This window comes from Paenibacillus sp. RS8 (assembly GCF_041956825.1).
Lineage (GTDB): Bacteria > Bacillota > Bacilli > Paenibacillales > Paenibacillaceae > Paenibacillus_AQ.
Map to the genome: position 1 here is coordinate 3375405 of NZ_CP168131.1, position 20861 is coordinate 3396265.

The window sequence follows — 20861 nt, forward strand, 5'->3', positions numbered from 1 at the left end:
ATCCATAATGGATGGCATCGTTATTTCTTCCTTCAACCTAGTATGAACATTCTGAGCTCACTTGTCCATGATTAGAGACATTGAACACCGGGCACGAGCTCCACGAATACTATGCATTAGAGGCTTTGGTGGCAGGAGCCTTAGAAAGGATGCGAAGACGAATGAGGGTAGCGGGTAGCGTACCCAAAAGAAGGGTGCAGGGAGGATTCTCTAGTAAAAGCCTTCAAGTAAGCGGAATGCGCAGAAGATACTGGCGCCACAATCCAAGGGAAAGAGAAGCAGTACTTATTTTTGTGCTCTTCTTATTGCTGATTGTTGTGTTACTGTATTTTTCCTGAACTGGAGGGACATAACGAAGCGGAGGATGGCAAACAATAAGGAAAACTTCTAAGCGAAGAACAACTTGAGGGGCTTTAAAGTGAGTACAATGATGCTTGTCAGCCCCCTTCGCCTAACTTTCAGGAGGTGCCTCAATGCCGGCGAAAACTAAGAAATCTGGTGTCAAGCTGAAGCTTGACACCCTGACTCCACAAGATTATGAGAAATTGTCCAAGCCCTTTGTTCCTGCTAGGCCCGTATTTAAGAACTGCATACGAGCGTTTATTGCAGGCGGCATAATCTGTGTTATTGGACAAGGTATTCAGGAGGCTTTTATGGCCATATTCGATATGACCTCCAAGGAAGCCGCCAGTCCGACAGTAGCGGTGATGATCCTACTCTCTGTAATCCTGACCAGCTTTGGTGTGTACGACAAGATGGCTCAGTGGGCTGGTGCTGGAACTGCAGTTCCAGTTACGGGGTTCGCAAACAGTATGTGCTCTGCAGCTTTAGAACACCGCGCTGAGGGCCTTGTACTTGGTGTAGGCGGCAATATGTTTAAGCTAGCTGGTTCAGTCATTGTATTTGGTGCTGTCGCTGCTTTCATCATTGGGATCGTCTATCTCATCTTGGGCACAGGTGGAGGTGCACATACATGAAACAGCTTGGTAGTCAAACTTGGGAGTTCACGAACCGTCCCGTTATTTTAGGTTCTTCCGCAGTAGTTGGGCCAGAGGAGGGAGAAGGTCCTTTAGCTTCAGATTTTGATTTTATATTTGATACGCTGGAAATGGACGAGAAGACATGGGAGAAGGCTGAGCGCGCTCTGTTTGAGAAGGCTTCCCTGCTGGCGTTGATTAATGCGAAGATCGATAAAGAACAGCTTGAGTTTTTTGTCGGCGGAGATTTGATGAATCAGATTATCAGCAGCTCTTTCGCGGCGAGAAAATTGGGCGTGCCTTATCTCGGAGTCTTTGGCGCTTGCTCTACCTCTATGGAAAGCCTTGCGATTGCCTCGATGATTGTTGATTCTGGAGGCAGTAAGTATGTGCTCGCGGGAACATCCAGCCATAACTGTACAGTGGAGAAGCAGTTTCGTTATCCAACGGAATATGGTTCGCAGAAACCCCCGACAGCACAATATACAGTTACAGGTTCGGGCTGTGCTGTAGTAGGTCAAAATGACGGCTCTGGTAACCATCCAGTCGTGGTTTCAGCCACACTTGGACGTATTATGGATCTTGGTTTGACAGATCCTTTTAATATGGGTACGGCTATGGCACCCGCGGCGGCGGATACAATTACTGCGCACTTTCGGGATACAGGCCTATCGCCCGGGCACTATGATTTAATTGTTACCGGAGACCTGGCATCTGTAGGCTTACCTATAGCCAAAACCCTGTTAGCTAAAGAGGGAATTCCTATGGAGCAAACTACTTTTGATGATTGCGGTCTGCTCATTTACGACCTGGAGAAACAGAAATATGTGATCGCTGGAGGAAGTGGCTGCGGGTGCTCAGCGGTTGTAACCTATGGCCATATTCTTAAACGTTTAAAAAAGGGTCAACTTAAACGGGTGCTAATAGTCGCAACGGGTGCACTTTTATCCCCTCTGTCTTATCAGCAAGGAGAGAGTATTCCGTGTGTGGCTCATGCTGTTGCGATAGAAAGTGGAGGTGAAGCATAATGATGATCTACTTATGGGCTTTTCTGATTGGAGGAGCCATTTGCGTTATAGGGCAGCTGATGTTCGATGTATTGAAGCTGACACCTGCACATACCATGAGTACATTAGTAGTTGCCGGGGCGATTGCGGATGCTTTTGGAATATACGATCCGCTAGTGAAGTTCGCAGGTGCTGGTGCAACTATTCCAATCACAAGCTTTGGGAATTCCTTGGTCCACGGTGCATTAACAGAGCTGGAACGAGATGGCTGGATTGGCGTAGTTACGGGGATTTTTGATATTACTAGTGCGGGTATTTCGTCAGCTATTGTGTTCTCCTTTTTGGCTGCTTTAGTAGTACGTCCTAAGGGTTAGCCAAGTATGATTCTATTTGAAACGGTTGTCGTCTGAAAAGACGGCAACCGTTTTTTGTTTAAAACTTGTAGGATGTTTCATCTTATGGTTTTTTTTGTATACTGACTTCGTGATCTTCAACAATGTACTTTGGGTCCCCTAATCATGTAAAATATAAATAATACTGCTAATTCTGGCTAGGAGGATCATATATGCCCGTACGTCAAGAATCGATGCACATCATGAATGCTGTACGCACTAATCTGGAATCCTGCATACTTGGAAAATCATTTGAAATACAATTACTGTTAACTGCACTGCTTGCTGGTGGTCATGTATTGATCGAGGATGTACCGGGAACAGGAAAAACTCAGCTAATACGAGCACTTTCAAGATCAATGTCCGGTGAATACCGCCGGATTCAGTGTAATCCGGATATACTTCCAAGTGATATTACAGGTGTTTCTGTGTATCATCCTAGGGATGAGATGTTTCATTTCCGGCCAGGTCCGGTGATGACGAATATTCTGCTAGCTGATGAAATTAACCGTGCTACAACGAAGACACAATCCGCACTTCTCGAAGTGATGGAGGAACGAAACGTAACTGTGGATGGCGAGACGTATCCACTTCCGCATCCTTTTATGTTGTGCGCTACCCAGAATCCGATAGATTTTGAGGGAACTTACACGCTTCCTGAAGCTCAATTGGATCGATTTATGCTAAGAATTAGCCTTGGATATCCTGATGCAGCGACTGAGAAAAATCTATTGTTGAGTCATCAGGAAGGCCAACCAGTGGACAGGCTTTCGCCAGTAACAAGCATGGAACAAATCGCAGGGATTCAGGAAGAGATTCGCGACATCTTTATGAGCGATCCTGTACTGAATTACTTGTTAGATATTGTACGGCAGACAAGAGAGCATCCACTAGTAATGCTAGGTGCAAGTCCACGTGCGTCACTATCCTTTATGATGGCTTGTAAAGCTTATGCCTTTTTGCAGGGAAGAGACTATGTTCTGCCTGATGATGTGAAGATCCTTACTCCATTTGCCTTGGGTCATCGGATATTGCTGCGTCCAGAGTCGCGCCTTGATAATATTAGCGTAGAATCTTTGCTTCAAAAGCTTCTGCAGAGCATTCATGTGCCTGTTACGATGAGGCAATGATATGAGACGTTATTTGTCGTCGGTAGCAGCCATCATTCAGCCATCTAAGCTCGTAAGCATCCTTGTAATTTGGAGCATTACACTCTTATATGTACTTTTTCAGGGCGGGAAAACGGCATTTATGTTGTTTATCATGGTCTCTGTACTTATTGCATATTTGATTGCTGGAGGTTTAGGAGGCGTTCGGCGAGCTAAGGGCACTCGCAGTCTTTTTTCTGAACAGGACAAAGGGGATTTGCTCTCTGCAGGAGGGCATCTTCGTGTAAAACTTAAGGTTACAATCCCCGGCATTTTGCCCTTGCCTTACGTAGTTGTAAGAGAGGTGCTTAAACGGCATAATGGAGAATCGTGGGTGTTTGAAGAGAGTGTGGTCCCAAGCCTCAGAGGCATTGGGGAACTGAAGTTTCAGACACCAGCCTTAGAGCGTGGTACCTACACGTTCGCTAATACGGATATTATCAGCCAAGATATATTTGGGCTAGTCGAGCATAAAGGGACATTTTTATCTGAAGGACAGTTTCAGGTGTTGCCTCGTGCGATCTACGTTCCGCGCTGGCAGTTATATGAGAGGAAGTCTCGGCTATCAGGGCCGCAGACCTCCGTTGTTCAATCTCGGCGTGAAACCACACAAATTAATGGCGTCCGTGACTATGTATACGGTGATCGCTTGACGCGAATTCACTGGAATGCCACTGCTAAGACCGGTTCTTGGAAATCCAAAGAGTTTGAGCATGAGTCGATTCCCAAAACCATTCTAGTTCTTGACGGAAGCGCATCAGCTTATATGAATACGAATCAATTTGAATTAGCAGTTTCTGTGACGGCATCACTACTCGGATTTGGAATTCGAGAGAGAATTGGAATTGGCCTATGTTGTTTGGATAAAACCACGAAGGTATTTGCACCCGTTGAAGGTGCTGCTGAACGACAGAAGATGATTCAGTATTTAATCGATCTTAACGCTGAAGGGCGGGGTCCGCTTATCTCCCGATTGGAAAAAGGATACCGTATGTTTCCTAAGGGTTCTTACTTCGTGTTGATCAGCCCGCAGCGTGGACAGCCTGTACTTGATGCACTGCGTTGGGCTGACAGCAGAGGGATGACAGCTTCTCACATTCATGTGCGAAATTCGGCAGAGATGAATAAAGGTAACGATTGGATTGATGTCCTTAGATCACGTGGAATAAACGGTTATGGTATTAGCTCACTTCAAGAGCTTCCTTCCGTGTTAGGAGGGGAGGGCTGATATGAGAACCTGGTGGAATCAGATGAAATTCTCCTGGCACCGTTCCATTGGCCTATTTTGGCTATTGATTATTGCACAGCAGTGGATTTCTTATACGGAACCCATCTGGTTAAATCAAACCACTGCTTCTGTATGGGCTGCTTTAATAACGATTACAGTCATTGAAATTCTTATCCCTGTTAAAGTTAAGTTTAGACTGTTGATGGAAGCAGTAGCTATTATCTATATCGTTTATCGAACCATTACTAATTATGGGATTTATGTTCCTGACCCATGGGCATTAACCCTTGCAGATAGGCTCCAGGATATTAGTGTTCATATGGTGCCGTATATCTGGTTTGCAATTGGTGCATCTGCTTTGCTGTTGCTTTCGTCTTGGTGGGTATCCTCGAAGAAGCGTATCTTATGGTTTATTGGAATGAACATTGTAGCGCTGGCGGCCCTTGATTCCTTTACGTCTATTGTATTGTGGCAAGAAGTGGCTTGGACGGTATTTGCGGGTATGGGATGGCTTGTCAGCCAGCACCTGAGAAGTTTTCAGCTACATTATCCGCGTGGATGGGTACATTTGATGGAATATCCCTCGAAAATAGTCATGAATATCGCAATCGTCTTCTCTTTGGTTATCCTAATCGGTGTGAATATGCCGGATGTAAGGCCTACTTTGACGGATCCATATACAGCATGGCAAGAATGGAATGGAAATGGAAAGTCTTCTGGTAAGAGCACAACTGGAACATCGAAATCCAATACGGGCTCAAGCTCCTCTATTAATAATACTTCGTCTGGCTACAGTCTGAATGATGATAATCTGGGTGGGGGCTTTAACTTCGATTATACTCCGGTGATGACAGTGGTTTCGGACTTGCGGATTTATATGCGTGGAGAGACACGCAGGATCTACTCCGGAAGCGGATGGACGGATAAGGATCGATTGAAGCGGGGACCTTTAGAAGAAGTGGAGACAGGTAAACTCTTGGAGCAAAATGCTGCCCCTAAGGTCACTACCCGAACATTGAAACAAACGGTTAGAGTGCTTAACAATAATGAATTTCCTGTGTTGTTCGGTGCGTATTCAGTTACATCGGTGGATTCGTTAAATGATGAGGAAGCTGGAAAAGGTCTTTTTTGGAGAGATCGTGATAGCGAGCTTTTATGGGATATTAATGGGAAGAACCGCGATTATCCTTCGAGCTTTGAGGTGACTTCTGAAGTTCCTGTCATTCCTGTTCAGGAATTGACAGCGAAGACCTATGAGGAGCTATACAAAGGTAATGATCTGGAGGAAAGCTTCCTTCAGCTACCTGACGATTTCCCTCAAAGGGTTAAGGAACTGGCCGAGGAAATTACAGCACAAGCAACAACACCGTATGAAAAAACAGCGCTTTTGCAACAATACTTACAACAAACCTTTCCATATACCAACAAGCCGGATATATCACGCGTTTCAAGTAAGGATTTTGTGGATGGATTTTTGTTTGAGCTGAAGGAAGGCTACTGTGATTATTATTCTACGGCACTGGTTACTATGGCACGGTCCCTTAACATTCCTGCAAGATGGGTTAAGGGGTATGCACCTGGGGAACAGCCAGAAATGCCTATGAATCCGGCGCAGCAGCAGGCGGGTGCAGCGAACAATAACTATACGATTACCAATGCAGATGCCCATTCTTGGGCAGAGGTCTATTTTGGTGAGTATGGTTGGATTCCGGTTGAAGCTACTCCGGGATTTAATGTGCCTCTTCTGACTCAGAATGAGCAAATACCTGAAACAGATCCGGAAGATCAAGAAGATGCAGCAGAACCTACACCAGCACCTGTAACTAATACACAAGGAGATCAAGGCTTACATGTAGGTTTATGGGTAGTTTTGGCGGCAGTGGTTGTACTGCTTTCCTGGACAATTATTAAAACTTGGCATATGCGCTTTAAGCTTCGCTTCTTCATTCAACAGATGCGGATGGGTCGTCCATTAACACCTGATCAGAAAGTTGTGGCGGAAACTGAGCGCTGGGTAAGGTATTTGCATCGTAAGGGAATAATGAAAGAAGAACATGAAACACTGCGTGAAGCCGTAGTCCGCTGGAGTCAGGAACGCCCCGCTGTGGCCAATCATCTTTCATCACTGCTAACGATGTTTGAACAAGCGAAGTATAGCCCTGATGTTATTGAAGACAAAGACTGGCAGAGCGTGTATACTGAAGCTTTGCGGCTGCGGAGAACGATTAGATCCAAGAAATAGCGCGATTGCAGTAAATCATTGATATAGATTTATTTGCGTAGCGCATGGAGTATGTTATAGTTTTTTGTATGAAATCGAGGTGAACGTATTGTTTGAAATGTTAGTTCCCAAACTCCGGGTGAAGACGGTATTCGATATTTCTCTAGAAGAGCTGTATCGACAGGGATACCGTGGAATCATTACGGATCTGGATAACACACTGGTCGGTGCCAAAGCGCCTGTGGCTACTCCGGAGCTGTTGTTATGGTTTGAGAAGGTGAAGGAAGTGGGCTTTAAGCTCATCATCGTATCCAATAACAACATGGATCGGGTGTCACGCTTTGCTACACCGCTTAATATTGAATTTGTGCATCAGGCTCGTAAACCGAGTAATGCTCCTTTTCTCAAAGCGATGAAGCAGATGGAGTTGCCACCGGAGCAAACGATTGTGGTGGGAGACCAAATGCTTACAGATGTATACGGCGGCAATCGGCTTGGTCTGTATACCGTATTGGTGCTGCCAATCTCCGTTAAGGATGAAGGGTTCGGCACAAGATTTAATCGCCGGGTAGAGCGAGTTGCTCTGACACGGCTTCGTAAAAAAGGATTGTGGCACGAGGAGGATAAATAGTAATGAACGAACAAAGTGAAACACAGCGTCCTGAGAAGTGCAGCGGTTGTGGGATTAAGCTTCAGACGGAGCATAAGGATCAACCAGGATACCTTCCGGAAGTCGCACTAGATCGGGACCCTGTGATTTGCCAACGTTGTTTCCGGATTAAGAATTATAACGAGGCTTCATCTGTTTCTGTGAACCAGGATGAATTTCTTCGCTTGCTGAGTGGGGTAGGGGAGAAGAATGCACTTGTTATTCATATTGTTGACATTTTCGATTTTGAAGGCAGCTTGATTTCCGGCCTTCAGCGGTTTGTCGGTAATAACCCAGTTATTCTTGCAGTCAATAAATGTGATCTGCTACCTAAGGTTACGAATTGGAATAAACTGCGTAACTGGATGCAGCAACGCTGTAAAGAAGAAGGATTGCGGACAGCTGAAATCGTACTTTGTAGTGCGAAACGTAACCAAGGCTTCGACCGTTTGCTGGAAGCTGTAACAGAACTGCGTGGTCAACGTGATGTTTATGTAGTGGGTGCTACGAATGTAGGGAAATCCACGCTTATCAACCGTTTGATTTCGGACTATAGTGATTTGGAGCAGGAGTTAACCACCTCGCGTTACCCTGGCACAACACTCGATACGGTCAAAATCCCACTGGATGATGGCCACTATATTATAGATACGCCAGGGATTGTGTATCCATGGCGTTATAGTGAACTAGTTGAACGTCAGGATTTGGATGCAGTTATGCCTGCCAATCCGTTGAAGCCTGCTGTCTATCAGTTGAATGAAGGACAGACGCTATTCTTTGGCGGACTGGGACGTTTTGATTTCGTGCAAGGTCAGCATCAATCGTTCACTTGCTTTATTAGCGGTACTTTAAAAATCCATCGTACGAAGCTGGAACGTGCAGATTCTCTTTATGCGGACCATCGAGGTGAAATGTTGTCCCCTCCAGGAAGTGATCGGATGGACAAGCTGCCACCATGGCAACGGCATGAGTTCCGAATTAATAAAGGCAGTCGGAGCGATCTCTATATTTCAGGTTTGGGATGGATTAAGGTCAACGGGACAGAAGGCGCAGTCGTGGCTATCCACGTTCCGCGTGGCGTGAAGGTGCTTACCCGCCCTTCGATGATCTAACGGGGAGGCTATTACAGTGTCTTTGATAACTGCAACCGAGGACTACAATACCGGGAATATCCTGCTGGGTGTAATGGGAGATCCTATTATACAATCAAAATCTCCTATTATGCATGAAGCAGCACTGAAAGCACTGGGAATTCCGGGTGCTTACGTGCCGCTTCATATCCTTCCGGAGAATCTGGAGAATGCGGTGCAGGCAATTCGCACGCTTGGGTTCCGTGGGGTAAATGTGACGATTCCGCATAAGGTTGCGGTGATGGCTCATATGGATCTATTAGATGAAAGTGCGGTAGCCGTTGGTGCAGTCAATACGATTGTTAATAATAACGGGATACTCACTGGATATAATACGGATGGAATCGGTTATGTACGTTCGCTTAAAGCGGAAGCCATTTCTGATTTGTCAGATACGAAGATTATGGTGATTGGAGCCGGTGGAGCAGCAAGAGGAATTGTTGCTGCGCTGCTTCAGGAGAAGCCTTCTTCTATCCTTATCGCTAATCGGAGTGCTGATAAGGCACGGGACTTGGCTGCAGATTGCCAAGGCAAAGGGAATGTCATCGGGATTAGCATGGACGAAGTGGCGGAAATGCTGGATGGTGTTGATGTACTGATCAATACTACCTCCGTAGGAATGTATCCTCATATGGATGAGACACCGATAGACCCTGGACTGCTTCGTGCAGGCATGGTCGTAAGTGATCTGATTTATAATCCGTTGCATACTCGGCTATTGTTAGAAGGACTTGAACGGGGCTGTACGATTCATGGAGGCCTCGGGATGTTTGTCTATCAGGGAGCTTATGCATTGGAGTATTGGACAGGGCAACCAGCTCCTACGGAAATCATGCGACAGACTATACTCCATTGTCTGGGTGGAAAAGAGTAAGAAATGGATTCATCAATTTAGGGTAATAATATATGTTAATTAAGGAGTTATTCATTTATGTTAACTGGTAAACAAACACGGTATCTTCGTTCATTGGCTCATCATCTCGATCCTATTTTTCAAGTGGGTAAGGGTGGAGTAAACGATCACCTCGTACGTCACATTGAAGAAGCTATTGAGAAGCGTGAGCTAATGAAGATTAGTATACTGAGCAATAATATTGAGAATCCCAAGGAAATCGGCGCGCTACTTGCCGAACAATCGGGTTCTGAGCTTGTACAAGTGATCGGCAAGACCATTGTACTGTACAAGGAATCACGTGATAACAAAACCATTGAGCTGCCACGCTAATACCTGAAAGCATACTACCGAGGAGGTCGTCCTCTTGAAAGTTGGAATTATGGGAGGTACCTTTGATCCTCTTCATATCGGTCATATGATGGCAGCGGAAGCAGCTAGAGAAACTTATGGACTTCAAGAAGTATGGTTTATGCCTTCTCATATTCCGCCTCATAAACATGAGGCAGGAGTATCTGGAGCTGATCGGCTGGCAATGGTGCAGGAAGCGATAAAGAATCATGAAGCTTTTCGCACATTAGACTGGGAAGTTGTCAGAGGTGGCGTTTCCTACACGTACGAGACCATAAGACGGCTGCAAGAGGCGTATCCGCATTTCGATCTTTATTTCATCATTGGAGCGGATATGGTCCAGTATTTACCGAAATGGAACGAGATTGAAGAGCTTGTGCAGCGGCTTACATTTATCGGCGTAGGTCGTCCGGGAACACCTCTTGATCTAGAAGCATTGCCAACATATATCGCAGAAAAAGTGCTGTTAGCAGATATGCCTCTGGTTGATATTTCGTCAACGATGTTAAGAGAACGGGCTGCAGCGGGCAAATCCATTCGTTATATGGTACCTGAGGCAGTGTTCGATTTTGTTCAAAGGAGTGGATTGTATGGCATACAGTCGCGAAGCTCTAATTGAGGCGGTTTCAACACAAATGCCTGCTAAACGCTGGAAGCATACACTGGGCGTCATGGAGTCATCCATTCAACTAGCGGAGCAATATGGCGCTGATCCTGAGCGTGCGGAGACAGCGGCAATTCTGCATGATGTGGCCAAGTATTGGCCTGTGGAGAGAATGAAGGAGATTATCGAGCAGAATCATCTGAACTTGAATCTTCTGAATCATGACAAGCAGTTGTGGCATTCGGAAGTAGGTGCCTTTGTAGCAGAGCATGATTATGGGATCACAGATCCAGATATTCTGAATGCGATCCGTTTTCACACCTCAGGTCGTGAAGACATGAGTTTACTTGAGAAAATTGTCTGTCTCGCCGACTATATCGAGCCTGGCCGCGATTTTCCAGGGGTTGATAAGATACGTAAGCTGGCAAAAGTAAGTTTGGAAGAAGGACTAGTTGCGGGATTTGATTCTACGATTAGTTTGTTACTGGAAAAACGCCGAGTAATCTTTCCGTTAACGGTACTGGCACGTAATGATTTAGTTAGAATATTGGAGGATAAAATATGAGTGTACAACCAAGCAAGCTGTTAGAACTGGCCCTTAAGGCTGTGGAAGATAAAAAAGCAATGAACGTAGTGGCATTAGATCTGCGTACTGTTTCACCGATTAGTGATTACTTCATCGTGTGTCATGGTAATTCGGATATCCAAGTACAGTCCATTGCTACCGAAGTCCGCAAAGTGGTCCATGAAGCAGGCGGCGTAATCAAGGGGATTGAAGGAATGGATTCAGCACGCTGGGTGCTGATGGATCTTGGGGATGTTATCGTTCATATTTTCCACCGCGATGAACGTGAATATTACAATATCGAGCGTCTGTGGTCGGATGCGAAGGTAGTGGAGACTGTATGAGCCTGATTGCAGGAACTACAGTTACACTTAATGTAGTAAGAGAAGTTTCCCCATACGGATTTTTCCTGAATGCAGGAGATCAGGATGTTATGCTGCATTATACAGAGCTTACCGAGAAGGTTAAGACAGGCGATAAAGTTGAAGTCTTTATCTTCTTTGATACCGAGGATCGTCTTGCGGCAACGATGAAGAAACCGTTTCTAACGTTGGGTGAGATGGCTTTATTGGAAGTAGCTGATATTCATCCGCGTCTAGGTTGCTTCTTGGAAATGGGCCTTGGACGGCAGCTTCTGCTGCCCATTCGTGAGCTTCCAGAGCTTCCAGAGCTGCGCCCTCAGATCGGTGACTATGTGTATGCGATTATGGAACATGATAAACAGGGGCGTCTTCGTGCTAAATTAGCCGGAGAGCAGGAACTAGCTCCGCTAGCACTTCCTGCACCTGAATCCTGGATGGGACAGACTGTAACAGCCCGGGTGTACAAACCGCTGCAGATGGGGACTTTTGTTCTTGTAGATGCTGGGGTTTTAGGCTTTGGTATTATCGGAATGGTCCATTCCTCTGAACGGAGTCGTCTACTGCGTCTTGGAGAACAGTTCGAAGCACGTGTCTCCCATATTCGCGAAGATGGTCGTGTTAACCTTTCTATGGGTCTCCGTAAAGAGGTAGGCATGGATGTAGACTCTGCCAAGATTTTGGAGTTCTTACATGCCCGTCCGGGTGGAGCGATGCCTTATTCGGATGCAACACCACCCGACATTATCAAGCAGCGTTTCGGAATTAGCAAATCAGCGTTTAAGCGTGCGCTTGGAAAGCTGATGAAGGAAGGCCATATTACCCAAAAAGAGAATTGGACGTATCTTGCTCCTAAGGAAGAGGAAGGTTCAACCGAGGGAAATAAAGAAACCTCTGAATAACAGAATCATATTAAATGATGTAATAGAAAGCGGTGTACTAGTGTCTTCCTATGGGAAATTTGCTTATGTATACGATGAGCTCATGGCAGATATGCCGTATCCTGACTGGATCTCCTTTGCTGAAACCGCATGGAGCAAATACGGTAAGCCTGTAACCGTGGCTGAGCTTGGCTGCGGCACAGGGAGTATCACCATTCCTTTGGCAGGATCAGGGTATCATATGACCGGAATCGATCTATCTTCAGATATGCTCTCAGTGGCACAGCGCAAAATGGAGGAGCATCCCCATGGACGGCGCTTTTTGCGCGAAGGTAGTGTTCGATGGATTAGACAAAACATGAAGGAATGGGAGCTTCCAGAGCCTGTGGATTCTGTGATTTCTTTCTGTGACTGTCTGAATTATGTGCTGGAAGAAGACGATATCAGAGCTGTCTTTGCTAGTACCTTTGCAGGACTGAAGCAAGGCGGTACCTTTCTGTTCGATGTTCATCATCCAAACACACTAATCCGTTATGAAGAAGAGCAGCCCTTTGTTCTGGACGAACCGTCGGTGTCTTATATTTGGACTTGTGAAATGGATGTTCCACGCCGTGAGATAGAACATCATCTGTCCATTTTCGCGCGGGAAGAGGGACGGAGTGATGTATATCGCCGTTTCGAAGAAACACATATTCAGCGTGCCTATGATCCTCAGTGGATGAAGGATGAGCTGCTTAAGGCTGGATTTAGTGAAGTGAAGACTTACGCCGATTTCGAGTGGATAGAGGCGGATGATGATGCGGAACGTTTATTTTATATTGCTATAAAATGAATATTCAGAAATACTAAGAAGGGCTGTCCCAAAAGCTATGAAAATAGCTGATGGGAGGGCCCTTCTTTTTATGGGTTCGGTGTGGTTCGTCCGTATGCTCCATTGAATGTTCTCGCCAATATGTGAACATCAAAAAAACCGGGCAGTGTTTATGCCACCCGGCATCTTCCAATCCTTACCGATGCTCAAACAGATCAATGGCACCCAATACGACATGAGCCAGACCAAATCCAAGTACGCCTGTTGCTGCCATCTTATACTTGCTTCCAAGAAAAGCGGCGCTAGAAGCGGTTACGACGGTTCCAAGAACAGCGGGAATTAGACCTTCACGCATTCGAAACACTCCTTCTCGGTGGTTTGGGAGACAAGGTTATTATGGATCAAACTCAAAAAAATATACAAAGCTTAAAAAGACCTTAGACCAGTTATTACTGGTTCTAAGGTCTTTTTGTTTAGCAGTAATTTTACTCTGATAAGGTAACGGCAGTACGAGAAGCGCCAATTTCTACTTCATGTACATCATATAGGACACGCGCGAGTAAGTCCTGGCTGTAGTTGCCGAAGTGTTTACCGTAAATGGTGAGCCCGCGTTTGTTTACAGGCTTGTCCGTTACAGCTATCCGGAAAGTAAGCTCGCTCTTATAATCCAACTGAATGTCATCCAGAGTTACGTCAGAAATTCGGCAGCCGTCAATGAAGCTACCTTCATTATTAATACGGATCAGCTTGAGCATACCGTATTGATTTAAATGTGGCGGCCACCAGTCTGGATTAAACGTTCCTCGGGTGTCTCCGAAATCTCCCGGACTAGTCCAGTATCCGATTTCTATTCCATTTAAGTAGAAATAAAGGTCGGAGGGATAGTTATCGTTAGATCCAGGGGCTTCAGAGCCGATCTCCATCGAGAATTGGATTTCGCGGAACGTTTGATTAGCTTTAAGATAGTTCGGAATTCTATATTCGAGAAAGCCCTCTGCCATCCAAATGATCTCGGATTTAATCCGCTGAGGATCTGCGAAATAACGGGGCTCGTCGAAGTCACCGATAATACTGTCTTTAGTAGCGAGTCCGCAGGTCGGAACGGCCTGATAGTTGCTGTAATGTCCTACTTGGATTTCTACTTCATAGAGATTATCAACATCCTTGCTGCGAAGATCAACAATAAGCTTATCTTTATTCAAATAGCAGACCTTCTGAATACCATGTTTGCCTACGGATGTGTTTATTTCGATGAGACCGCTTTCTTCTAACTTTTTAATATGCATCGTAATTGCGCCATTGCTAAGGTTCAGTTTTTTGGCTATTTCATTCAGGTTTAGTGCTTGATTGGTAGCTAAAAGTTCGAGGATGAGGATTCTGATTTCAGAGCTTAGCGCTTTGAAAATTTCAAGACCACTCATTAAATCTTTAATATAGATCATTTTATCAATACCTTCTTCCAAATGGATCATAAATGAATACTGTTTTATGAAATTATAAACTAATATAGCATATAAATAAAGCATCCTTCCTTATTTTGTAGAAAAACAAAAAATACGGGTGTTTTATTTCCTGTTTTTGCATTTAATGCAGTTAAATTTAAATAATTGTAAACTAAATTCACGATTTAGGTTGATTTTTAACGGAAATTTCGTCACTTTTGTTATTAATTTTATAATAATATAAAAAGGTTTAATTAAATATATTTACAAGTCTTTTTGTCTATGCTATTTTTAAACTGAAATTGAATGCTTATTAATCCTTAAGAAGGCAAAATGGCCGATGCTGAATTTATGGTTTGTGATTAGAGATAAGAGTAGGAGCTAGGAGTGAGACTTAGAAAAGGACGTGGAAATCATTATGTTAGCTGCAACGCCACCGATGGGCTGGAATAGTTGGGATTGTTACGGAGCTAGTGTTAATGAAGAAGAGGTAAGAGGCAACGCCGAATATATGGCCACTCATTTGAAGGATTTTGGCTGGGAATATGTAGTTGTGGATATTCAGTGGTATGAGCCTGGAGCGAACTCCTCACAATATCGCAATTTTGTACCGCTGGTCATGGATGAGTATTCCAGACTTCAACCGGCAGAGAATCGTTTTCCTTCTGCAAAGGGTGGCAAAGGTTTTGCTCCACTGGCTGAATTTGTACATGGTCTAGGGTTGAAATTTGGCATACATATTATGCGCGGAATCCCACGTCAGGCTGTTCATTCGGCCAGTGCCATACTAGGATCTAAGCAAACTGCACGTGATATCGCTCATCCCAATTCTATTTGTCCGTGGAATACAGATATGTATGGAGTAGATGCTTCTAAAGAAGGCAGTCAGGCTTACTATGATTCTCTGTTCCAGCTGTATGCAAGTTGGGGTGTAGATTATGTGAAAGTGGATGATATTGCTGCTTCACGTATTTATGGGTATCACAAAGACGAAGTTGCTATGATCCGTAAGGCTATCGACCGCAGCGGTCGCGAGATGGTGCTTAGTCTTTCCCCTGGACCTGCTCCAGTAGAAGAGGCTGAACACTTAGCTGAACATGCTAACCTGTGGAGAATGACCGACGATTATTGGGATCATTGGCATTTGCTGCGTGGAATGTTCGAGCGGTGTGAGAAGTGGGCTCCCTACGTTCAGCCAGGCCATTGGCCGGATTGTGATATGCTGCCGCTAGGTCATCTTGGGATTCGTTCCGTTGATGGCGGGGGAGACCGGTTTACACGGTTTACTCCTGAGGAACAGGTTACCATGATGACGCTCTGGACGATTTTCCGTTCCCCTTTAATGTTTGGGGGAGAGCTTAGAGACAATGATGAGTGGACATTATCTTTGTTAACCAATAAGGAAGTACTTCATCTGCATCGTTTTGGTAAGGGTGGCAGACAGATGGATCTGAATGAGAAGTATGCGATCTGGACTTCTGAGGATGAACAAGGAAACCATTATGTAGCATTGTTTAATCTCAGTGATGAAGAATCAACGCTTCAGGTACCGTTCCAACAGCTTAATGTTTCAATTCCAAGAACGATCCGTGATCTGTGGCAAAGCCGCGACCTGGAGGTTATTAATGAAGGGATTACGCAGGTTCTTCCACCGCATGGATCAGTATTGCTAAAGCTTATCTAGAGGAGAGAGAGTATGGATACGAGTAGAGAGTACAACAACCCATTGGTGGAGCAACGTGCTGATCCATGGGTATATAAACATACGGATGGTTATTACTACTTCACCGCTTCTGTTCCAGAATATGACCGGATCGAAGTTAGAAGATCGACAACGATCGAAGGATTGACTACAGCAGAACCAGTTGTAGTATGGCGCAAGTATGAGACGGGTCCGCTTAGTGCTAACATTTGGGCGCCGGAAATTCATTACATTGACGGAAAGTGGTACATTTACTTTGCCGCAGCCCGCACGACGGAGACGACAGATGGTTTGTTCGATCACCGGATGTTTGCGCTCGAGAATGCATCTGCAAATCCTTTAGAAGGAACATGGGAAGAAAAAGGCCAAGTGAAGACCGCTTGGGAATCGTTCGCGCTGGACGCAACTACGTTTCAGCATAAAGGAAAACTGTACTATGTATGGGCTCAGAAGGACCTGAATATTGAGGGGAATTCTAATCTGTATATTTCTGAAATGAGCAATCCGTGGACACTAACAGGTCCTCAGACTATGATTGCGACTCCTGAGCATGACTGGGAAATTATTGGGTACAAAGTAAACGAAGGGGCAGCAGTATTGAAACGCAACGGACGTATCTTTATCAGTTTCTCGGCGAGTGCTACCGACTTTAACTACTGTATGGGATTATTGGTAGCGGATGAAGACAGCGAGCTTCTTGATGCAGCTTCATGGACTAAACTACCGAATCCTGTCTTCCAAACGAATGAAGAAAATGGACAATTCGGTCCAGGCCATAATAGCTTTACGGTTAATGAAAATGGGGAAGATGTGCTCATTTACCACTGCCGCAATTATAAAGAAATTACTGGCGATCCTCTATATGATCCAAACCGTCATACTCGTGCACAAGTTTTCCATTGGAATGAAGATGGCACACCGAATTTTGGAGTTCCTGTTAAGGATGCCGCAAATAAATAATTCGTTATTAAAAAGAGGGTTACCTATAAGCCACGTAAATGGCCGCTAGGTAAACCCTCTTTTTATGAGATGCTGTTTAAGGTATATATTGTTGTACGATGGAAGTGATTACGCCGTCCTGAATCGTAAGGTGATAAGGGAACTGGCTTAAATCTAAGATATCCGTGTTATTAAATTGATCGATAAATTGCTGTAAGGTAATGGCTTCGTTCCATTGAATGTCTAGGTCGTCAATATTGCCAGTGTGATCATAGATCTGCATGGTGACTGTTGCGTTATCCGCTATCGGATAGGTTGTCAGTGTATCAACATCATTAACAACATAGTAGCCGTCTGGAGCTCCGCCAATTTCTGCTGCACCTTCTGGGTCTCTTTCAGCAAAGACTCGGTCAGCATCAGCACCCTGATACCAGTTTATTTCATCGGCTGTAATGGAAAGCTTGCCATTTTCGGATTGAATAGTATGGATATATACCGTCTGTTGCTGAGTCTTGTCACTATCTTGCGCATCCACTCGTGTTCCAACGGTACTAGCAGTAGTAATTAGGGAAAGAAACAATAGAACAACAACCGGTAACACATACGCTGACTTTTTCTTAAACATTAGAAATCTCCCCCTTGAGATATGTAAAAAGGTTGTATATATCTTATTACCCGCTACGTTTTTTCCTAAACGGGCTATCTACTTCTATTACGTTTGAGGAGCAGGTTTTGTTGCATTTTTTTAAAAATATTTCTGAAAAGCAATTGCGGTCATGAATCCACTAAAATGATAGTAAATGTTTGTCTCCTCGGGCATATTAAAATGTCAAAACATACAGATGAGGGGGAGCAACGAATGGGTGGAATATTGCGGATTTATAGGAACGACTGGCGCAACGTATTTAAGGTTCCTGTGGCCGTGTTCCTGATCGCTGCTTTGGTAGTATTACCTTCTGTATATGATTGGTTTAATGTTGCAGCAGTATGGGATCCCTACAGTAACACCTCTGGCATTAAAATTGCTGTAACCAGTCTGGATGAAGGAACCACTGTGAAGGATAAGAGCTTCAATATCGGCAATGATGTGATGGACAGTCTTCGGAATAATAAAAACTTAGGCTGGACCTTCGTAGATGCAGAAGCTGCGCATAACGGCGTGAAACGTGGAGACTATTATGCCAGTATTGTTATCCCTGCTGATTTCTCAAAGCGAATGACGGGAATCCTTGAAGGCAGGATCGTGAAACCAGAAATCGAATACACCGTCAATGAGAAGATAAATGCGATTGCTCCAAAAATCACGGATAAAGGCGCCTCTTCAATCACTACGCAAATTAGTGAGAATTTTACGGAAACGATTAGCGAAACGGTATTTACTGCTTTAAAGGAAATTGATGCAAAGTTCCAATCTGAACTGCCTATTATACGCAAGGTAGAAAAAGGTTTGTTTAAGCTAGAGGCAAGTCTTCCTGAGATCGAAACGGCAGGCCAAAGTGTATTGAAAATTGAGGAGAATTGGCCACAAATTCATGCATCAGCAGAGCGTATCTCTAAATTGGAGAACAAACTGCCTGAGGTAGAGAAGGCGGGCTTGGCTTTAGAAAAAATAGCTGAACATTGGCCGCAAATAGCCGATGCTGCAGATCATTTAGATGCACTGCAGGATAAGCTGCCCAAAATTGAACAAGCCGCACAGCTAATCGTTCAACTCGATAATCATTTTGGCGAAGTTGAACAAATCATGGATAAGGCGGCTGAAGGTCTTGCTGGAGCTAACAAGATTGTTAATACTGCCCTAACTGCGTTACCTAAGGCCGACAAGATTACAGCCGCTGGAAATGATTTTGTTCTGGAGCTTCAGCAATTTTTAGAGAAGAGTAATGCTGCATTTGAAGCAGTACCTGCCGCCCTCAAACAAAATATATACTTCCTGCAAAAAACAGAGAATACAGTAGTTCAACTTTTTGAACAGTTGCAGGGAAAGGATATAGACCCGCAAGCGGTGAGCGAGCAACTTGAGTTAGTATCCGCTCACTTAGCATCGGGAAGTAGCGTAATTGATCATACGCTTTCTTTGTTATCGGCACTGGATACATTCTCCCCAGGAACAGTGCCTAATGCGGAGATCAGCATTTTAAAGGATGTAAACAATGTCTTGAGCAGACAGACTACATTGGTAAATTCCTTGGCAACGGATCTTCAAAAGGATGGTCAGCCTGATCCGAGTATTGTTGAGCAATTGGGCCTTAAATCTGATGAAGGGAACGCAGCCGTTGCTAAGCTTATTTCCAGATATGAAACGGCAACTATTCCTGCTATAAAAAATACATTAGAGCAATTAACTACGGCTGCTGAGACTACAGCTACAGCACTGGAGCAGGTTCCAGATCGTCTATCTGCGCTGGGTACCCTACTTGAAGAAACCGTGTCGGCGATTGAATTCGGACAATCGAGCTTGGCTAGTCTACAGCAGGACTTACCAGCGATTCGTGAAGCGGTACATACAGCAGCCAGTGGTGTCGCAGATAAGACACAGAACTTTGGTGCTTTTATTCGCGATACACTTCCACTTATTCAGAGCAGCTTGCCTGCCGCAGGGGAAAAGATACAACAAGCCGCAAATTTCGTCCGTCAGGATCTGCCGACTGTAGAGGAACGCGTGCATCAGATTTCTGATCTGATTCGTACAGGCCTCCCCCGTGCGGATAAGGGGGTGGCGGTCGCAGCGGACTTGGTGCGAAATGATCTTCCAATCCTGGAAGATTCGATTCGTAAAGCAGCAGCTACCATTCGTCAGATCAAAGATGAAGTGGATCTGGGAGAAATTGCTGAGCTGCTCGGAGGGGATATTAAGAGCAAGAGTGATTTTTTGGCCAATCCGGTAGTGTTAAAAGAGAATAAGTTATATCCTATTCCGAACTATGGGTCGGCTATGACTCCTTTTTATGTTGTACTTTCTTTATGGGTGGGCAGTACACTTCTTATCTCACTTCTTCGTACGGGGGTGGATACGGAGGGGATTGTGTACAAGCGATATCAGTTGTATTTTGGACGACTGCTGACGTTTCTTACGGTTGGGATTCTTCAAGCGCTGGTGGCTGTACTTGGCAATATTTTTATTCTGAAATGTTATGTGGTGGATAAGGTGTGGTTTGTCCTTTTTGCAGTATTGATTAGTATCGTATTCGTGACGATTGTATTTACGCTGGTCTCCGTATTCGGCAATGTAGGGAAGGGGATAGCGATCGTATTTATGGTACTTCAATTCTCAAGCTCTGGCGGTACGTTTCCAATCAGTACAACAGGGCATTTCTTTCAGATGTTGAATCCGTTTATGCCTTTTACTTATGCGATTAGTCTAATGCGGGAAGCGGTAGGGGGGATTCTGCCGGAAGTGGCGATTCGCGATTGTCTTTATTTGATCTTATTCGGTGTAATAGCACTCTTACTGGCGCTAACACTCAAGAAGCCGCTGGAGCGTTATATCGATAAGGCAGCTGAGAAAGCCGAAGAATCGAAATTGATCTCCTAAGGAAAAAAAGTTGTACCTAAGCCAATTG

The 20861-nt window shown here is 44.7% G+C and carries 21 protein-coding genes; 18 read left to right on the forward strand and 3 right to left on the reverse strand.

Annotated features, from left to right (window positions below):
* The first annotated feature begins 473 nt into the window (after nucleotides 1–473).
* From spoVAC to ACDZ28_RS16615, 15 genes are all read left to right on the forward strand, one after another.
* A complete protein-coding gene (spoVAC, locus tag ACDZ28_RS16545) occupies nucleotides 474–977 on the forward strand; it encodes a stage V sporulation protein AC (RefSeq protein WP_042125365.1) in 504 nt (167 codons plus the stop codon).
* Nucleotides 974–2005 carry a stage V sporulation protein AD gene (gene spoVAD / locus ACDZ28_RS16550; RefSeq protein WP_339289825.1) on the forward strand — a complete coding sequence of 344 codons (1032 nt, stop codon included), beginning with the start codon at nucleotides 974–976 and terminating at the stop codon, nucleotides 2003–2005. Before spoVAC ends, spoVAD begins: the two co-directional genes overlap by 4 nt.
* Nucleotides 2006–2007: 2 nt before the next feature.
* On the forward strand, nucleotides 2008–2358 hold the full coding sequence (gene spoVAE / locus ACDZ28_RS16555; RefSeq protein ID WP_036675923.1) for a stage V sporulation protein AE: 351 nt from the start codon (nucleotides 2008–2010) through the stop codon (nucleotides 2356–2358).
* Nucleotides 2359–2549: 191 nt separating this feature from the next.
* A complete protein-coding gene (locus ACDZ28_RS16560) occupies nucleotides 2550–3506 on the forward strand; it encodes a MoxR family ATPase (protein ID WP_042125369.1) in 957 nt (318 codons plus the stop codon).
* Between the two features lies 1 nt (nucleotide 3507).
* Entirely contained in the window at nucleotides 3508–4752 is a 1245-nt protein-coding gene (locus ACDZ28_RS16565; protein WP_375105247.1) for a DUF58 domain-containing protein, read from the forward strand.
* 1 nt (nucleotide 4753) lies between these two features.
* Complete coding sequence (locus ACDZ28_RS16570) at nucleotides 4754–6994, forward strand: DUF4129 domain-containing transglutaminase family protein (RefSeq protein ID WP_375105248.1); 2241 nt, start codon at nucleotides 4754–4756, stop codon at nucleotides 6992–6994.
* Nucleotides 6995–7082: 88 nt separating this feature from the next.
* Entirely contained in the window at nucleotides 7083–7604 is a 522-nt protein-coding gene (locus ACDZ28_RS16575; RefSeq protein WP_076121875.1) for a YqeG family HAD IIIA-type phosphatase, read from the forward strand.
* 2 nt (nucleotides 7605–7606) lie between these two features.
* A complete protein-coding gene (gene yqeH / locus ACDZ28_RS16580) occupies nucleotides 7607–8734 on the forward strand; it encodes a ribosome biogenesis GTPase YqeH (protein WP_076121872.1) in 1128 nt (375 codons plus the stop codon).
* Between the two features lie 16 nt (nucleotides 8735–8750).
* Nucleotides 8751–9626: a shikimate dehydrogenase gene (gene aroE / locus ACDZ28_RS16585; protein ID WP_283936275.1), complete on the forward strand. Its 876-nt coding sequence runs from the start codon at nucleotides 8751–8753 to the stop codon at nucleotides 9624–9626.
* 57 nt (nucleotides 9627–9683) lie between these two features.
* Nucleotides 9684–9977, forward strand: coding sequence for a ribosome assembly RNA-binding protein YhbY (gene yhbY / locus ACDZ28_RS16590; RefSeq protein ID WP_042125377.1), 294 nt, complete (start codon nucleotides 9684–9686; stop codon nucleotides 9975–9977).
* A 34-nt stretch (nucleotides 9978–10011) separates the two neighbouring features.
* On the forward strand, nucleotides 10012–10614 hold the full coding sequence (locus ACDZ28_RS16595; RefSeq protein ID WP_042125379.1) for a nicotinate-nucleotide adenylyltransferase: 603 nt from the start codon (nucleotides 10012–10014) through the stop codon (nucleotides 10612–10614).
* Nucleotides 10586–11164: a bis(5'-nucleosyl)-tetraphosphatase (symmetrical) YqeK gene (gene yqeK, locus ACDZ28_RS16600; protein WP_042125381.1), complete on the forward strand. Its 579-nt coding sequence runs from the start codon at nucleotides 10586–10588 to the stop codon at nucleotides 11162–11164. Before ACDZ28_RS16595 ends, yqeK begins: the two co-directional genes overlap by 29 nt.
* Nucleotides 11161–11508 carry a ribosome silencing factor gene (gene rsfS, locus ACDZ28_RS16605; protein ID WP_042125383.1) on the forward strand — a complete coding sequence of 116 codons (348 nt, stop codon included), beginning with the start codon at nucleotides 11161–11163 and terminating at the stop codon, nucleotides 11506–11508. The genes yqeK and rsfS overlap by 4 nt, the downstream gene beginning before the upstream one ends.
* Entirely contained in the window at nucleotides 11505–12425 is a 921-nt protein-coding gene (locus ACDZ28_RS16610) for a S1 RNA-binding domain-containing protein (RefSeq protein ID WP_076121874.1), read from the forward strand. Before rsfS ends, ACDZ28_RS16610 begins: the two co-directional genes overlap by 4 nt.
* Before the next feature lie 40 nt (nucleotides 12426–12465).
* Entirely contained in the window at nucleotides 12466–13236 is a 771-nt protein-coding gene (locus ACDZ28_RS16615; RefSeq protein ID WP_042125386.1) for a class I SAM-dependent methyltransferase, read from the forward strand.
* 175 nt (nucleotides 13237–13411) lie between these two features.
* Here ACDZ28_RS16615 and ACDZ28_RS16620 read toward each other — a convergent pair whose 3' ends face one another.
* Nucleotides 13412–13570: a hypothetical protein gene (locus ACDZ28_RS16620; RefSeq protein WP_036675694.1), complete on the reverse strand. Its 159-nt coding sequence runs from the start codon at nucleotides 13568–13570 to the stop codon at nucleotides 13412–13414.
* Nucleotides 13571–13700: 130 nt separating this feature from the next.
* Nucleotides 13701–14657, reverse strand: a complete 957-nt coding sequence (locus ACDZ28_RS16625; RefSeq protein ID WP_375105367.1) for an ArsR/SmtB family transcription factor — start codon at nucleotides 14655–14657, stop codon at nucleotides 13701–13703.
* 418 nt (nucleotides 14658–15075) lie between these two features.
* Between ACDZ28_RS16625 and ACDZ28_RS16630 the strand changes: the two genes are divergently transcribed.
* Nucleotides 15076–16341 carry a glycoside hydrolase family 27 protein gene (locus tag ACDZ28_RS16630; protein ID WP_375105368.1) on the forward strand — a complete coding sequence of 422 codons (1266 nt, stop codon included), beginning with the start codon at nucleotides 15076–15078 and terminating at the stop codon, nucleotides 16339–16341.
* A gap of 12 nt (nucleotides 16342–16353) precedes the next feature.
* Nucleotides 16354–17319 (forward strand): family 43 glycosylhydrolase, encoded by a 966-nt coding sequence (locus ACDZ28_RS16635; RefSeq protein WP_042125391.1) that lies wholly within the window; start codon nucleotides 16354–16356, stop codon nucleotides 17317–17319.
* A gap of 76 nt (nucleotides 17320–17395) precedes the next feature.
* Here the strand turns inward: ACDZ28_RS16635 and ACDZ28_RS16640 are convergent, their stop codons facing one another.
* Complete coding sequence (locus ACDZ28_RS16640) at nucleotides 17396–17923, reverse strand: hypothetical protein (RefSeq protein ID WP_042125392.1); 528 nt, start codon at nucleotides 17921–17923, stop codon at nucleotides 17396–17398.
* Nucleotides 17924–18157: 234 nt separating this feature from the next.
* On the opposite strand from ACDZ28_RS16640, the gene ACDZ28_RS16645 reads away from it, so the two are divergent.
* The gene (locus tag ACDZ28_RS16645; protein WP_375105249.1) at nucleotides 18158–20833 is read left to right on the forward strand and encodes a YhgE/Pip family protein; all 2676 of its coding nucleotides are present in this window, start codon (nucleotides 18158–18160) and stop codon (nucleotides 20831–20833) included.
* The last annotated feature ends 28 nt before the right edge of the window (nucleotides 20834–20861 follow it).

Coding starts and splice junctions, on each gene's coding strand:
- spoVAE (WP_036675923.1), top strand. CDS start 2,008: ATGATCTACTTATGGGCTTTTCTGATTGGAGGAGCCATTTGCGTTATA.
- yhbY (WP_042125377.1), top strand. CDS start 9,684: ATGTTAACTGGTAAACAAACACGGTATCTTCGTTCATTGGCTCATCAT.
- ACDZ28_RS16570 (WP_375105248.1), top strand. CDS start 4,754: ATGAGAACCTGGTGGAATCAGATGAAATTCTCCTGGCACCGTTCCATT.
- spoVAC (WP_042125365.1), top strand. CDS start 474: ATGCCGGCGAAAACTAAGAAATCTGGTGTCAAGCTGAAGCTTGACACC.
- ACDZ28_RS16565 (WP_375105247.1), top strand. CDS start 3,508: ATGAGACGTTATTTGTCGTCGGTAGCAGCCATCATTCAGCCATCTAAG.
- yqeH (WP_076121872.1), top strand. CDS start 7,607: ATGAACGAACAAAGTGAAACACAGCGTCCTGAGAAGTGCAGCGGTTGT.
- ACDZ28_RS16610 (WP_076121874.1), top strand. CDS start 11,505: ATGAGCCTGATTGCAGGAACTACAGTTACACTTAATGTAGTAAGAGAA.
- ACDZ28_RS16560 (WP_042125369.1), top strand. CDS start 2,550: ATGCCCGTACGTCAAGAATCGATGCACATCATGAATGCTGTACGCACT.
- ACDZ28_RS16620 (WP_036675694.1), bottom strand. CDS start 13,570: ATGCGTGAAGGTCTAATTCCCGCTGTTCTTGGAACCGTCGTAACCGCT.
- ACDZ28_RS16645 (WP_375105249.1), top strand. CDS start 18,158: ATGGGTGGAATATTGCGGATTTATAGGAACGACTGGCGCAACGTATTT.
- ACDZ28_RS16640 (WP_042125392.1), bottom strand. CDS start 17,923: ATGTTTAAGAAAAAGTCAGCGTATGTGTTACCGGTTGTTGTTCTATTG.
- ACDZ28_RS16630 (WP_375105368.1), top strand. CDS start 15,076: ATGTTAGCTGCAACGCCACCGATGGGCTGGAATAGTTGGGATTGTTAC.
- rsfS (WP_042125383.1), top strand. CDS start 11,161: ATGAGTGTACAACCAAGCAAGCTGTTAGAACTGGCCCTTAAGGCTGTG.
- ACDZ28_RS16635 (WP_042125391.1), top strand. CDS start 16,354: ATGGATACGAGTAGAGAGTACAACAACCCATTGGTGGAGCAACGTGCT.
- spoVAD (WP_339289825.1), top strand. CDS start 974: ATGAAACAGCTTGGTAGTCAAACTTGGGAGTTCACGAACCGTCCCGTT.
- ACDZ28_RS16625 (WP_375105367.1), bottom strand. CDS start 14,657: ATGATCTATATTAAAGATTTAATGAGTGGTCTTGAAATTTTCAAAGCG.
- yqeK (WP_042125381.1), top strand. CDS start 10,586: ATGGCATACAGTCGCGAAGCTCTAATTGAGGCGGTTTCAACACAAATG.